At 66.1% G+C, this 13,191-nt stretch carries 15 protein-coding genes; 4 read left to right on the forward strand and 11 right to left on the reverse strand.

Going from position 1 to position 13,191, the window contains the following annotated elements; genetic code table 11:
- Window positions 1-40 precede the first annotated feature (40 nt).
- From ACAM58_RS16200 to ACAM58_RS16210, 3 genes are read left to right on the forward strand one after another with little or no spacing between them, the layout of a single operon-like run.
- Window positions 41-1,372: an extracellular solute-binding protein gene (locus ACAM58_RS16200; protein WP_012748446.1), complete on the forward strand. Its 1,332-nt coding sequence runs from the start codon at window positions 41-43 to the stop codon at window positions 1,370-1,372.
- Between the two features lie 19 nt (window positions 1,373-1,391).
- Window positions 1,392-2,267 (forward strand): carbohydrate ABC transporter permease, encoded by an 876-nt coding sequence (locus tag ACAM58_RS16205; protein WP_012748447.1) that lies wholly within the window; start codon window positions 1,392-1,394, stop codon window positions 2,265-2,267.
- Window positions 2,264-3,088, forward strand: coding sequence for a carbohydrate ABC transporter permease (locus ACAM58_RS16210; protein ID WP_012748448.1), 825 nt, complete (start codon window positions 2,264-2,266; stop codon window positions 3,086-3,088). The genes ACAM58_RS16205 and ACAM58_RS16210 overlap by 4 nt, the downstream gene beginning before the upstream one ends.
- A 71-nt stretch (window positions 3,089-3,159) precedes the next feature.
- On the opposite strand, the gene ACAM58_RS16215 is transcribed toward ACAM58_RS16210, so the two are convergent.
- From ACAM58_RS16215 to ACAM58_RS16240, 6 genes are all read right to left on the reverse strand, one after another.
- On the reverse strand, window positions 3,160-4,383 hold the full coding sequence (locus ACAM58_RS16215) for an ROK family transcriptional regulator (RefSeq protein ID WP_012748449.1): 1,224 nt from the start codon (window positions 4,381-4,383) through the stop codon (window positions 3,160-3,162).
- Entirely contained in the window at window positions 4,376-5,173 is a 798-nt protein-coding gene (locus tag ACAM58_RS16220) for an ATP-binding cassette domain-containing protein (protein WP_012748450.1), read from the reverse strand. The genes ACAM58_RS16215 and ACAM58_RS16220 overlap by 8 nt, the downstream gene beginning before the upstream one ends.
- Window positions 5,173-6,132 (reverse strand): ABC transporter permease, encoded by a 960-nt coding sequence (locus tag ACAM58_RS16225; protein ID WP_012748451.1) that lies wholly within the window; start codon window positions 6,130-6,132, stop codon window positions 5,173-5,175. Before ACAM58_RS16225 ends, ACAM58_RS16220 begins: the two co-directional genes overlap by 1 nt.
- 16 nt (window positions 6,133-6,148) lie before the next feature.
- Window positions 6,149-7,153, reverse strand: coding sequence for a sugar ABC transporter substrate-binding protein (locus ACAM58_RS16230; RefSeq protein WP_012748452.1), 1,005 nt, complete (start codon window positions 7,151-7,153; stop codon window positions 6,149-6,151).
- Between the two features lie 195 nt (window positions 7,154-7,348).
- Window positions 7,349-7,852 carry a pentapeptide repeat-containing protein gene (locus ACAM58_RS16235; RefSeq protein WP_369663093.1) on the reverse strand — a complete coding sequence of 168 codons (504 nt, stop codon included), beginning with the start codon at window positions 7,850-7,852 and terminating at the stop codon, window positions 7,349-7,351.
- Between the two features lie 6 nt (window positions 7,853-7,858).
- Window positions 7,859-7,990, reverse strand: a complete 132-nt coding sequence (locus tag ACAM58_RS16240; RefSeq protein ID WP_369663094.1) for a hypothetical protein — start codon at window positions 7,988-7,990, stop codon at window positions 7,859-7,861.
- A 244-nt stretch (window positions 7,991-8,234) separates the two neighbouring features.
- Here ACAM58_RS16240 and ACAM58_RS16245 point away from each other — a divergent pair, with 244 nt between their 5' ends.
- Window positions 8,235-9,593 (forward strand): hypothetical protein, encoded by a 1,359-nt coding sequence (locus tag ACAM58_RS16245; RefSeq protein WP_012748454.1) that lies wholly within the window; start codon window positions 8,235-8,237, stop codon window positions 9,591-9,593.
- Window positions 9,594-9,688: 95 nt separating this feature from the next.
- On the opposite strand, the gene ACAM58_RS16250 is transcribed toward ACAM58_RS16245, so the two are convergent.
- From ACAM58_RS16250 to ACAM58_RS16270, 5 genes are all read right to left on the reverse strand, one after another.
- Window positions 9,689-10,879 (reverse strand): MFS transporter, encoded by a 1,191-nt coding sequence (locus ACAM58_RS16250; protein WP_012748455.1) that lies wholly within the window; start codon window positions 10,877-10,879, stop codon window positions 9,689-9,691.
- Entirely contained in the window at window positions 10,879-11,991 is a 1,113-nt protein-coding gene (gene aroC / locus ACAM58_RS16255) for a chorismate synthase (protein WP_012748456.1), read from the reverse strand. The genes ACAM58_RS16250 and aroC overlap by 1 nt, the downstream gene beginning before the upstream one ends.
- Before the next feature lie 32 nt (window positions 11,992-12,023).
- Window positions 12,024-12,209 carry a hypothetical protein gene (locus ACAM58_RS16260; protein WP_012748457.1) on the reverse strand — a complete coding sequence of 62 codons (186 nt, stop codon included), beginning with the start codon at window positions 12,207-12,209 and terminating at the stop codon, window positions 12,024-12,026.
- A 79-nt stretch (window positions 12,210-12,288) separates the two neighbouring features.
- The gene (locus ACAM58_RS16265) at window positions 12,289-12,759 is read right to left on the reverse strand and encodes an SRPBCC domain-containing protein (protein ID WP_012748458.1); all 471 of its coding nucleotides are present in this window, start codon (window positions 12,757-12,759) and stop codon (window positions 12,289-12,291) included.
- Window positions 12,648-13,094 (reverse strand): helix-turn-helix transcriptional regulator, encoded by a 447-nt coding sequence (locus ACAM58_RS16270; protein WP_018905554.1) that lies wholly within the window; start codon window positions 13,092-13,094, stop codon window positions 12,648-12,650. Before ACAM58_RS16270 ends, ACAM58_RS16265 begins: the two co-directional genes overlap by 112 nt.
- Window positions 13,095-13,191: the final 97 nt, after the last annotated feature.

Consider the following 13,191-nt stretch of genomic DNA (forward strand, 5'->3'; position numbering starts at 1 on the left):
GGCCCTGACGGTTTTCGCTTTTTTCCCAAGGAGAGGTTCCATGCAACGCAGAGACATCATCAAGCGCACCGCGATCACCGTGTTCGGCGCCGGCCTGCCATTCAGTGGCGCGCTCGCGCAGAACCGCTATGCAAAATACGCGGGCCAGACAGTCACCCTCAACGTGCCTTCGCATCCGCACTACGACGCAATGGCGAAGATACTGCCCGAGTTCACGCGCGAGACCGGCATCAAGGTCGAGATCGACAAGCTCGCGATGGCGCGCCTCAAGGACAAGCAACTGCTCGAAATGGCCAAGCCCCAGGGCGACTACGACTTGGTGAGCTACGTCGTCATGTGGAAGGGCGAGTACGCAGCCAAGAACCTGGTACGCCCGCTGGAGCCTTACCTGTCGGACGCGGCGCTCGCCGATCCGGCCTACGACATCAAGGACATCATTCCGATCTACCTGGAGAACCTCGGCCTCGTCGGCGGCCCCAAGGGCTATCTGCCCGGCGCAGGCGCCAAGCTCTATGGCCTGCCGTACGGCGCCGAGACTTCGGTGCTGGCCTACCGCCGCGACATCTTCGCCAAGCACAACCTGCAGCCGCCCGAGAACTACGAGCAGTTCGGCAAGCTGCTGCGCCTGATCAAGGACAAGGAAGGCATGGGCGCGCTGGCCTCGCGCGGCCAGGCCGGCCACCAGTGCGTGCATGCCTGGCTGCTGCACCTGAACCCGATGGGCGGCGCGATCTTCGACGCCAGATGGGAGCCGCGCTTCAACGATTCGGTAGGCGTGGCCGCGCTGAAGTTCCTGCAGGAAGTGGTCGCCACCGGCCCGGCGGGCATCGCGGGCTATGGGCAGGGCGAGAGCAATACGGCCTTCCTGCAGGGGCAGGCCTCGATGTACCTCGACTCGACACTGCTGGCCGGCTTGGTCAACGACCCCGCCAAGAGCCGCGTCGCAGGCAAAGTGAGCTGGGCGCTGCATCCTGCGGGGACGCGGCGTTCGTCGCAATCGGGCGGGCTGGGCCTTGCGATTCCGAAGAACGCGAAGAACGCCGATGCCGGTTTCCTGCTGATGCAGTGGCTGACTTCGAAGGCGCAGGACAAGGCGGTCGCGCGCGCGGGCGGCGTGCCGATCCGCAATTCGACGATGGCCGATGCCGACCTGGTGCGCCAGTACCCCGAGTACATCGTCTTTCGCGAAGCGCTGAAGTATTCCAATCCCGACTGGCGCCCGATCATCGCGGCCTGGGACAAGATCAACGTGCAGGCGCTTGGCGTGGGCATTTCCGAAGCACTGATCGGCAAGAAGACAGCCGAGGCCGCGCTCAACGAGCTGGTGCCGACGGTGAAGAAGATCATGCGCGAATCCGGCTACGCGGTCTGACGCCACGGCACGATCCCCGATGCGCAGACCCGCCTGGCTTCCTGTCTTCTACGTCGGCCCCGCCGTGCTCGTCATGGCGGCCGCTTGCCTCTATCCGGTCGTCTCGGCCATCCAGCTCGGCTTCTTCGACTGGGGCCTGGGCACGCCCTGGTCTGGCGCGCGCTGGGCCGGCCTGGACAACTTCGTCTCGGCCTTCTCCAACCCACGCGTGTGGTCGTCGCTGTGGACCACGCTGATGTTCGCGGCCGTGTGCGTGAGCGCCGAGATGGTGCTGGGCATTGCGCTGGCCCTGGCGCTGGAGCACCCGGTGCGCGGGACAGCCTTGTTTCGCACGCTGTTCATCCTGCCGATGATGATCGCGCCCATTGCCGTGGGGCTCGCGTGGCGCTACATCTTCGATGCGCAGTTCGGCCTGCTCAACGCGTTGCTGGGCATATTCGGCGTGGCGCCGATGGGCTGGCTGGCCGACCCGACGCTGGCCTTCATTGCCATCGTCATTGCCGACGTCTGGCAGTGGACGCCCTTCGTCTTCATCATGATGGTGGCGGCACTGGCGAACGTCGACGGCGCGGTCATCGAGGCCTCGCGCATCGACGGCGCGCGCTGGTGGCAGATGACCTTCAAGGTCAAGCTGCCGATGGTGATGAACGTCATTGCCATCACGCTGGTGATGCGGCTCATCGACGCCTTCCGCGTGCTGGAGGTGATCTACGTGTTGACCTTCGGCGGGCCGGGCGACAGCACCGAGATACTGTCGCTGCACATCTACAAGACCGCGTTTGTGGGACAGCAGCTCGGCGTGGCGGCTGCGGTGTCGGTTCTGCTGCTGGTCGTGGTGGCGGCACTGTCGTGGGGCGCACTACGGTTGTCCAACCCGCTGAAGGAGTCGGCATGAAGCGGCCTTTGCTCCTGGTGGTGGCGCACTACGCGATGCTTGTTGCGCTGGGCCTGCTGTGCGTGGCGCCCATTGCGCTGATCTTCACGACCAGCCTGCGCCAACAGGTGCATATCTTCGCGGAGCCGCTGAATTTCATCTTCATGCCCACGCTGGAGAACTACCGCGCGGTGCTCACTGAAGACAACCTGGGGCGCTATCTGGGCAACAGTCTGTTCGTCGGCGTGATCGCCACAGCCATTACCCTGGTGCTGGGCTGCATGGCTGCCTATGGGCTGGCGCGCTTTCGCTTTCCGGGCCGTTCGGCAGTGGGCTACACCACTTTGCTGCTGCGTACCGTGCCTCTGGCCGTGCTCGCGATTCCGGTGTTCATGATCTGGAGCCAATGGCAACTGGTGAACAGCCTGTGGGGACTGATCCTTCTGTACGTCGCGGTGAATCTACCGTTCACCATCTGGCTGCTCTATGGCTTCGTACTGCAGGTGCCGGTCGAACTGGAGGAGGCCGCGGCGATCGACGGCTGTGGGCCGGTGCGGGTGTTCACCAAGGTGCTGCTGCCGCTGATGGGGCCGGGTCTCGCGGCGGCGTCCATCTTCACCTTCCGCATCGCGTGGAACGAATTCATCCTCGCGCTGGTGCTGACCGACCGGCAGACACGCACGCTCCCAGTGGCTGCGTCGCTGTTCATCACCGACATGGGCGTGGATTGGGGCAAGGTGATGGCGATGGGCAGCCTGATCGCCATCCCGCCTCTGATCTTCACCTTCGTAGCAGCGCGGCAGATCATCACGGGGATGACCGCGGGGGCGGTAAAAGGCTGAACCTTCACCCAAAGAAGGGGTCGGCCCGCCAAGGCGTGCATGAGGTACGTTGCGACGGCAGCAACGGCTTCTCAACCAGCCTTGAGGAACACGTCATGGTCGGGCGCGAAGTTGGCGTGCAGCGGCAGCATCGCCCCGCCGAGCGCACAGGCCTGCGCCCCCACCCTGCCCCCGTGCAACTGCGGCGGCCACAGGCCCTCCCAGTTGCATTGCGCGAGCGCGGCGCGCGTCTGTTCCAGAAGGGCCTGGAGCAATGCGCGCGACATGGAACCGTCCATCACCACGTCGGCCAGATCGAGCACTGCGGTGCCGCTGACGATGGCGTGCGCCAATGCCAGCGATGCGGAGCCGAGCCATGACTGCGTTGCGGCGGCAAACGGGGGCTGCAACGCGCGGTCGTCGTAGGCCGCGGCAGGATCGAGCCCTTCGCCTTGCAGGCGCTGCTCCAGCTCCCACAGCGAGGCCTCGGCCATCACCTGCGGCGGCAGCGCGCCATCGGCTCGCACCGACTGCATCGGCAACGAAGCCAACGCGCCCGCGTTGCTGTGCGCGCCCGTGTGCAGGTGCGAGTTGATGACCAGCCCGCCGCCCACGAAGGTGTCGACGAAGATGTAGAGAAAGCTCTTCAGGTCATGGCCGCGCCCGCCCACCAACTCGGCCACGCAGGCCGCCACGGTGTCGCGCGCAAAGCTCACGGGCACCTCGGTGCGCGCGCGCACCTCGGCCGCCAGGTCCATCTGGTTCCAGAGGTCGGCCTGTGCCTTCGACAAGCCCAGCGTGCGGTGCCAGCCGCCCAGCTGGAACGGCGCGGCCAGCCCCGCGCCCACGTTGCGCACGGCCAGCGGCCCGAGGCCCTCGCGCAGCCGGTGGATGTGCTGCGCGATGGCGGGCAGCAGCTCGTCCGCATCGGGAAAGTCGTAGCTGATCGCATGCCGCTCGCGCACCTTCGCGGTGAAGTCGATCAGCAGCCATTCGGCGCCGCGCCGGCCCACCTTGATGCCGATGGCAAAGGCCCCGTCGGGGTTGAGCGCGAGCGGCACCGAAGGCTGCCCGATGCGGCCGCGCACGCGCCCCTGCTTGACGATGAGCCCGTCTTCCTCGAGCCGCGCGGTGATGAGCCCGATGGTCTGCGCGCTCAGCCCGGTGAGCCGCGCGAGGTCGGCCTTGGGCAGGCTGGTGTGGACGCGCAGCGCCTGCAGCACCGTGCGCTCGTTGAACTGGCGCATGCCGACCTGGTTGGACCCGCGGGGCCGCAGCAGGTCGGGCGAGCGCGCAGGGGCTTCTGCATCAGGCATGCGCCTCCGCGGGCAGCTGGTCGGCGGTCATGGCGCCGGTCATCACGGCCACCGTGTCGCTCATGCTGATGTTCTTGGGGTTGAGCACCGCCGCTCGCCTGCCCAGGCGCGCCACGTGGATGCGGTCGGCCACCTCGAACACATGCGGCATGTTGTGGCTGATGAGCACCACCGGCAGGCCGCGGTCGCGCACGCGGCGGATCAGCTCGAGCACCATGTTGCCCTCCTTCACGCCAAGCGCGGCGGTGGGCTCGTCCATGATGACCACGTGCCGCGCGAAGGCCGCGCTGCGCGCCACCGCCACGCACTGGCGCTGGCCGCCCGAGAGCGTTTCCACCGCCTGCGTCATCGACTGGATGCCGACCTTCAGGTCCGCCATGCGGGCCGCGCTTTCGTGCAGCATCTTCTTCTTGTCGAGCATGCGCAGCATGTTGCCCAGGAAGCCCGGGCGACGCAGCTCGCGGCCGAGAAAGAGGTTCTCGTAGATGGTCATGGCGGGCGCCACGGCCAGGTCCTGGTAGACCGTCTCGATGCCCGCGCGCCGCGCATCGAGCGGGTTGCGGAAGTGCACCGGCGAGCCGTCGAGCAGGATCTCGCCCTCGTCGGGCACGATGGCGCCCGACAGCGCCTTGATCAGCGACGACTTGCCCGCGCCGTTGTCGCCGATCACCGCGAGGATTTCTCCTTCGCGCAGCTCGAAGTCGACACCGTCGAGCGCCGTGACCTGGCCATAGCGCTTCACCAGGCCCCGGGCCTGCATCACGATCTTGGGGTTTGCGACGGCATTCATCAGCGGGCTCCCCGGCGCGACAGCTGGTCTGCCGCCACCGCCAAAATCACGAGCACGCCCGTCACCAGCACCTGGTAGATCGAGGACACGCCCATCAGCGTGAGCCCGTTGCGGAACACGCCCACGATCAGCACGCCGATCAGCGAGCCCAGCACCACGCCGCGGCCGCCGAACAGGCTGGTGCCGCCGAGCACCACCGCCGTGATGGCGTCGAGGTTCTCGGTCTGCCCCGCGTTCGGGTCGCCCACGCCGGTGCGCGCCACCGACAGCAGCGAGGCAATGCCGTAGAGCGCGCCCGCCGCCACGTAAACGCCCAGCAGCACGCGCTGCGTGGGAATGCCCACCAGGCGCGTGGCTTCTGCGTTGTTTCCCACCGCGTAGATATGCCGCCCCGCGGCCGTCTCGCGCAACACGAACCACGCGAGCGCATAGAGCACCAGCATCAGCACCGCGCCCCAGGCCACCGCGGCGCCGCCGACGGCAAAGGTGGTGCCCAGGCCCGTGAGGCCGGCGGGCAGGTCGGTGACGGTCTGCGAGGACGAATACAGCTGCGTGATCGCGAAGGCGATGTTCAGCGTGCCCAAGGTCACGATGAAGGGCGGCAGCTTGATGCGCGTGACCAAGAGGCCGTTGACCAGGCCGAACAGCGTGGTCACGCCGATGCCGCAAAGAATGGCCACCGGCACCGGCAGCCCGAGCTCGGTCGCGAACTTGCTCATGATGATGCCGCCCAGCGCCATCACCATGCCGCACGACAGGTCGATGCCCGCCGTGAGGATGATCAGCGTCTGGCCGATGGCGATCACGCCGACCACCATCACCTGCTGCAGGATCAGCGAGAGGTTGTCCCCCGTGAGGAAACGGTCGGACTGGGTCGCAAAGAAGATGCATGCGCCAAGCAGAGCCAGCCACGGCCCCAGGGCGCCCCACGGGATGTGGTGCTTCGGAGATTTCGCCATCAAAACGCTCCGATGCTTACTTCTTGCCCCAGCACAGCTCGGCACCGGTCTTGGTGTCCTTGCTGTCGACGCCCGGCACGCTCTTGCCGGCGATCAGGGTCACGCCCGTGTCGACGTAGCCCGAGGCCTTCTTGCCCGTCTTGGCAAACTCCACGCCCGCCGCCACGCCCATGGCGGCCATCTTGAGCGGGTATTGCTGCGAGGTGGCGGCGATGATGCCGGCGCTGGTGTCCTTGATGCCCTGGCAGCCGCCGTCCACCGAGACGATCAGCACGCCCTTCTCCTTGCCCGCGCGCTTCAGCGCGTTGTAGGCACCGGCCGCGGCGGGTTCGTTGATGGTGTAGACCAGGTTCACCTCGGGCGCCTTCTGCAGGCAGTTTTCCATTGCGGTCTGCGCCTTGGCCTGGTCGCCGAAGCTGTCGGCCATGCAGACGATCTCGGGCGCCTTCGACAGCTCGTTCGACTTGGCGTCGTTGGCCGGCAGGCCGAAGCCCTTCATGAAGCCGTTGTGCCGCTGCGCGCCCACCGGGTGGCCCGGCAGCAGGTCGAGCGCGACGATCTTGGCGGGCTTGCCGGCCATCGCGGCCTTGGCGTATTCGCCGATCAGCACGCCGGCCGTGTAGTTGTTGGTGGCAAAGAGTGCATCGGTCGCATCTGGCGGATCGGCCGGGCTGTCGAGCGCGATCACCATCACGCCCTTGTCGCGCGCCTTCTTGATCGCCGGCACGATGGCCTTGGCATCGCTCGGCGTGATCAGGATGGTCTTGGCACCCGCGGCAATCATGTTTTCCATGGCGGTGATCTGGCCCGCGTTGTCGCCGTCGGCCTTGCCCGAGCCGGAGAGCAGCTTGGCGCCGAGCTTCTTGGCTTCTTCCTGCGCGCCCTCCTTCATCTTGACGAAGAAGGGATTGGTCTCGGTCTTGGTGACCAGGCCGATGACGGGCTGGTCGGCGGCAAAGGCGGCGGACGATGCAGCCAGGGACATGGCCGCCATGGCCAGGATGGAGCGGGAGCTGAACATGGTTTGTCTCCGTACGTTCGTTGGCGGGCGGCAGGCGCCCGCAGGGCTGGATAACCGGCCGCGTGCCCTCTGTGCAATGGAGCGGCGGCCGGACGCAGGGAGACTATCGATGAGGGGAGCGACTAAATCAAGTGGTTTTAGTTATCGAAAACCCGGGGTTGCGGGGCTCGGCCGCGTCCCCCGTTTCCGGCCCCTTCACCGGCTGTTGTTGAGCAAGGCGCCCTCGAATTCGAGCTGCTCGAAATAGCTGTTCGTGAAGTCGACCTGCTCGCCGCGCAGGTTCCTGGCGTGCACGTCCGTTCCCTTGCATTCCAGCACCTGCACGTTCCGCCAGTCGCTGCCGTCGAAGTTCATGCCGTTCCATGTGCACTGGACAAAGCGGCAGCCGCGAAGCGAGCTCTGGCTGAATTGCGCATGGTCGAAGGCGCAGCGCGTGAACACGCAATCCACCATGGCAATGTGCTCGAAATTGCAGCGCGTGAAGCTGCAGCCGTCGAACTGGCAGGCGATCCAGCCGGCGTGCCGGAAGACCGTGTCCGTGAAGCTGCTGCCCGCGAAGGACGACGAGGCGAATTGCGCCGTCTCCAGGTCGAGCCCCGCATAGGCATTGGCATCGCTTTGGCCGGCCAGCCCCGCGGGCGCGCCGCCGAGGCCTTTGCGCCATTTGTCGTGGTCGAGGATGATTTGTTGGGCGCTCATGGTTTTTTATTTGCCCGGATTCTTGTATTGAGCGGCGATCCTGCAATTTGCGCAAATGCGCGCCGACGGCTTGGCGCCTCGCGCTTCAACAGCCAGCAAATCAGGAAATAAGATTTTTGTTTTCAATTTGAGCTTCATGCCCGCCTCCTTGTGTGCAATTATTTTAAGTATCGATTTATGGCAAGCGGCAATACGAAGACCCATCCAATTGCCGGCAAAGTCGACACCGCCTGCGCACCTCGGAGACGCGGATGAGACATCGTTCGGGATATCCCGAATGCCTATAAATTCTTACATTTCTCTGTATTCATTTACGATCTGACAGTCGAGGGGCCTGTCTTCCGATGGGTGGCGACATCAATCAAAAAATGGAATAAATGTAATGAAATGGTTTTATTTTTCCGCCGCGGCCGCTTTGGTCGGGGCGTTGGGGGGATGTGGAGGAGGTGGTGGTGGCGGCGGGGGCGGCGGATTGCCGTTTCCGATCCTGCCCGCGGCCACCTTGGGCGTGACGGTTCAGGTCAATGGCAGTTCCGCGACGGCCAATGGGGACGGCAAGTACTCCATCAAGCCGGGTGACGTGATCACGGTGACCCCGAACCTTGGCTCGGACTGGACCAGCAGTTCCGACCCTGCCGGTTCCGTGAGCCTGCGCAATGCGGATATTTCCAGCACCAAGTGGTCTGCGCAGATTGCGAACAACACCAATGCGGCCAGCGTGTTTACCGTCAGCGCGAAGGCGACGGCCAATGCAGCCTTGACCAAGGACACGGTCTTCAATGTTGCCGCAGGCGACGCCCGGAACCTGTCTTACAAGGTGTACGCGACGAACGGCAGCCAGCAGACGCTCGCGCTCAATTTCGACACGATGTCGTACGTGATGACCGACGAGACCGGCCTTGCCGTGTCGGACTCGTTCAGCGCCGATGCTGCGCAGACCGGAACCTATGTCTTCAAGAGTTCGCGCAATACCGCGGCGACGAACAACAGCCGTTTCCGGCTGATCACCGACGCCGTGGTGGGCTCGTTCCCGTTCCAGGTTGCACAGGTCCCGGGCAGCTACGCTGTCCAGCCGTTCATCGGGTCCCGCGCCATCGTGACGACCCAGAGTGCGCTCGACGGGATCTACATCCGCTTCGGCATCAATATGCGGCCGGGCGTGATCGACTCGCAGATCCGCCAGGTTCAAGTGACGGGAGGCGGTACATCGCTGCTCATGTGCAATGAGGTTGGCATCACCTCCATTGCAGCCTGCCCACCTGCCTCGATCGCAACCTACGCCATTTCGGCGGGTTCGTCCGCCGGGTCGTGGAGCACCGTGAACGTGGCCAATGCGAGCGACAAGGGTGCTCTGGCGGTCATCATGGTGGACGGAAAGAAGGTCTACGTCGCGGCGGGCATCAACTCCGTTGCGCCGAACGACTCCATCTTCCGCATCGGCCTTGTCGATTCGTCGACGTGGCTCAACACCACGGCGCGCGGTGGAGACAACAATGGCACCTGGGGCACTCTCGGCTTCGATGCGACGACGTATACCGCAGCGCTGACCAAGCCTGATGGCACCGTCTCCAACGTCAGCTATGGCCTCAATGTGGCGAGCGCCTCGATTCCCGCGCTGAAGGGCATCAACTTTGCAGGCACCGACCGCTATTTCGCGATGCAGGACGGTACGCTGTCGGTCGTCGTGGGTGCGCGCACCAACCCGGTCACCGGCTACCTCCAGATCGGCCTGGTGCCCTGATTGCACGGCGCCGGCATAGGCCGGTGCCGTTCACATCACGCACGCCGCGTCGTGCCGCAATTGCGGTGCAACGCGGCTTTCTTTTTGCGTGAGTGCTAGGCGGCGCGCGTTGCCGCCCCCTCCAGCCTCACCACCCGCCAGGCACACAGGCTCCCCACCGCCGCCAGCACAGCCGCCAGCGCGAACATGGTCCGGTACCCCAGCTCCTGCGCCACCGCACCACCGAGCAGCACGCCCAGCACACCACCGAACCCGTAGCCGATCACGGTGAAGAGCGCCTGCCCCCGCCCGCGCAGCCGGCCTGGAAAGCGGCGCGACACCACGGCGATACACGTCGTGTGGTGCGCCGCAAAGCTCAGCGCATGCAGCCATTGCGCGACGACGAGCGCCGCGATCGAGCCGCCCAGCCCGGCCGTGAGGCCCAGCCGCGCCACGGCGGCAATGCCGCACACCAGCATCCAGCGCGGCATCGGCAAGAGGCCGATGAGCCGCCCCTGCAGGAAGAACCAGACGATCTCGGCCACCACCGACAGCGCCCACAGCAGGCCGATGACGCTCTTGCCGTAGCCCAGCGAATCGAGGTACAGCGAGAAGAAGGCATAGACCGAGAAGTGCGACATCACCTGGAAGAACAGCGATGCGAAGAACCACCGCACCGCCGGAATGCGCAGCACCGGGCCGATCGGCTCCCTGGCCGCGTCGTGCGCCGCCACCGGCTCGCGGATGTCGGGCAGCTTCATGGTCGCGATCAGCACGACAGCCAGCGTGCCCGCGGCCCAGGCCGGAAAGTGCTTCATGCCGAAGCGCTCGAACCATTCGCCCGCAAAGAACACGGTCACCAGGAAGCCGGCCGAGCCGCAGAGCCGGATGCGCCCGTAGCGCCCCCAGTCGCCCGCCACCAGCTGCGCCATGGCGGCTTCGGTGAGCGACATCATCGAGCTTGTGTGGGTGAACATCACCAGCAGCACCAGCGCCAGCCACCAGGCGCCGCCATGCCACCAGAGCCCGAAGGAGCTGGCGAGCGCCACCGCGGCGCTGAAGCGCAGCAGCTTCACGCGCTGCCCCGTGTGGTCGCTGAGCGCGCCCCAGGCATAGGGCGCGAACACGCGCGTGATCGACTGCACCGAGGCCAGCAGGCTGATCGTGAAGATCGGCAGCCCCAGGTCCTTGAGCCACAGCGGCAGGTACGGGTTGAAGAAACCGATGTGCGCGAAATAGCTGGCCGACAGACCAGCGAACGCCAGCAGGTGGCCGCGCCCGGCGGCCACAGGCGGCGCGGTAGACACTAGAGAAAGGACGCCTGCGGCGAGGCGGATTCCGGCTTCTCGGCTTGCGTTTGCACATCGCCGCACTGCGCGCGGTTGCGCAGCACGTGCTCCATGACCACCAGCGCAAGCATGGCCTCGGCGATGGGCGTCGCGCGAATGCCGACGCACGGATCGTGGCGGCCCTTGGTGACCACCTCGACCGGGTTGTTGTGGATGTCGATGGACTGGCGCGGGCTGATGATCGAGCTGGTGGGCTTGATCGCGATGCTCACTTCGAGGTCTTGCCCCGAGCTGATGCCGCCCAGGATGCCACCCGCGTTGTTGGTGACGAAGCCCGTGGGCGTGATCGAATCGCCGTGCGTGGTGCCGCGCTGCGTGATGCTCTCGAAGCCGGCGCCGATCTCCACCGCCTTCACGGCGTTGATGCCCATCATCGCGTAGGCGATCTCGGCGTCGAGCTTGTCGAACAGCGGTTCGCCCAAACCGATGGGCACGTTGCCGGCCGTGACGCGGATGCGCGCGCCGCAGGAGTCGCCGGCCTTGCGCAGGCGGTCCATGTAGGCCTCGAGCTCGCTCACGTCGGCCATCGGCGCGAAGAAGGGGTTGGCGGGCACGTGGTCCCAGCTCTCGAACGGAATGGCGATCTCGCCGATCTGTGTCATGCAGCCGCGAAACACCATGCCGTATTTTTCGGCCAGCCACTTCTTGGCGACCGCGCCCGCCGCCACCATGGGCGCCGTGAGCCGCGCCGAAGAGCGCCCGCCGCCGCGCGGATCGCGGATGCCGTATTTCTTCCAGTAGGTGAAGTCGGCGTGGCCGGGGCGGAACTGCTGGGCGATCTGGCCGTAGTCCTTGCTGCGCTGGTCGGTGTTCTGGATCAGCAGCGCAATCGGGGTGCCGGTGGTCTTGCCTTCGTAGACGCCGGAAAGGATCTGCACCGCGTCGGGCTCGTTGCGCTGGGTGACGTGGCGGCTGGTGCCGGGGCGGCGGCGGTCGAGGTCGCCCTGGATGTCGGCCTCGCTCAGTTCCATGCCCGGCGGGCAGCCGTCGATGACGCAGCCGATGGCCGGGCCGTGCGACTCGCCGAAATTGGTGACCGCGAAGAGAGTTCCGAAGGTGTTGCCGCTCATGGTGGGGATTATCCCTACAAAGCGGCGGCCACTCAGTCCGTCGTGTTTTCCGTGCGCCTGATGAGCGTGCCCAGCTGCAGTTCGATGGCAAAGAGCCGTTCGTTCAGCACGGCAGTCTGCAGCCGTATGGCCTCGACGATGGCCTTGGTCTGCGGGTCCGAGGTGTTGTCGGCCAGTTCCGCCAGGTCGTGCAGCTTCTTGCGAAGTTCGTTGCTCATGGGAGGCTCCGTTCGTCGTCTCGTCGTGGAGGCCCCAGTATGGGTCTTCGCCAGCGCGCCGGCAATGCGTGAAAGCCGCTCAGGCGCCCTGCTGCTGCCCTGCCAGCCACTTCCCGAGCTTGCCCATGGCGCCGGTCCAGCCATGGCTGTGCCCGTCGCGCGCGGCCTCGTCGAAGAACTGCTCGTGCAGCAGGACCAGTTCGCAGCCATTGCCGTCGGGCTCGATGCGCACCGTGACGCGCGACTCGCGCTCCGGCGTGCTGCGCCAGGCCCAGCTGAAGACCAGCTTGCGGTTGGGCACGAGCTCCAGGTAGGTGCCGCTCACGTCGTGCGTCTGGCCGTCGGCCGCGCGCATGGCCACCCGAAAGCGCCCGCCCACGCGCAGGTCGACTTCGGCCAGCGGCACGGCAACGATTTCCTCAGGGCCGAACCAGGCCTTCAGCGCTTGCGGGTCGGTCCACGCGCGCCAGACTTTTTCGGGGGCGACGGGGTAGTGCCTGCGGAGGGTGAGCGAGGGTCGCTCGGTGGCGGGGGCGGCAGCTTTTGCCATTCGGTCTCCTCTTGGTGGTAGAGAAAGCGCGCCAGTGCATCGAGGCGCCCGGTCCAGAATTTCTCATAGCGCGACAACCACACGGCAGCCTCCTGCATGGGGCGCGGCGAGAGCTCGCAGCGCACGATGCGGCCCTCTTTCGTGCGCGAGATGAGCCCGGCGTCCTCCAGCACCCGCAGGTGCTTCATGAAGCCGGTCAGCGACATGCCATGCGGCTCGGCCAGCTCGGTCACGCTGAGGCTGCGCTCGCCCAGGGTCTCCAGCACCGTGCGGCGCGTGGGGTCGGAGAGCGCGGCAAAGACGGCGTCGAGCGTGGCATTGTCTGAGTGAACCATGTGGTTGAGTATCCGGCCGCACCGCGGGGGCGTCAAGCGATGCCCGCATCAGCCCTTCGCAGCGGATGCCTTTGGGAACGCTTTATGCGTGCCGCAC

Source organism: Variovorax sp. V116 (assembly GCF_041154435.1).
Lineage (GTDB): Bacteria > Pseudomonadota > Gammaproteobacteria > Burkholderiales > Burkholderiaceae_C > Variovorax > Variovorax paradoxus.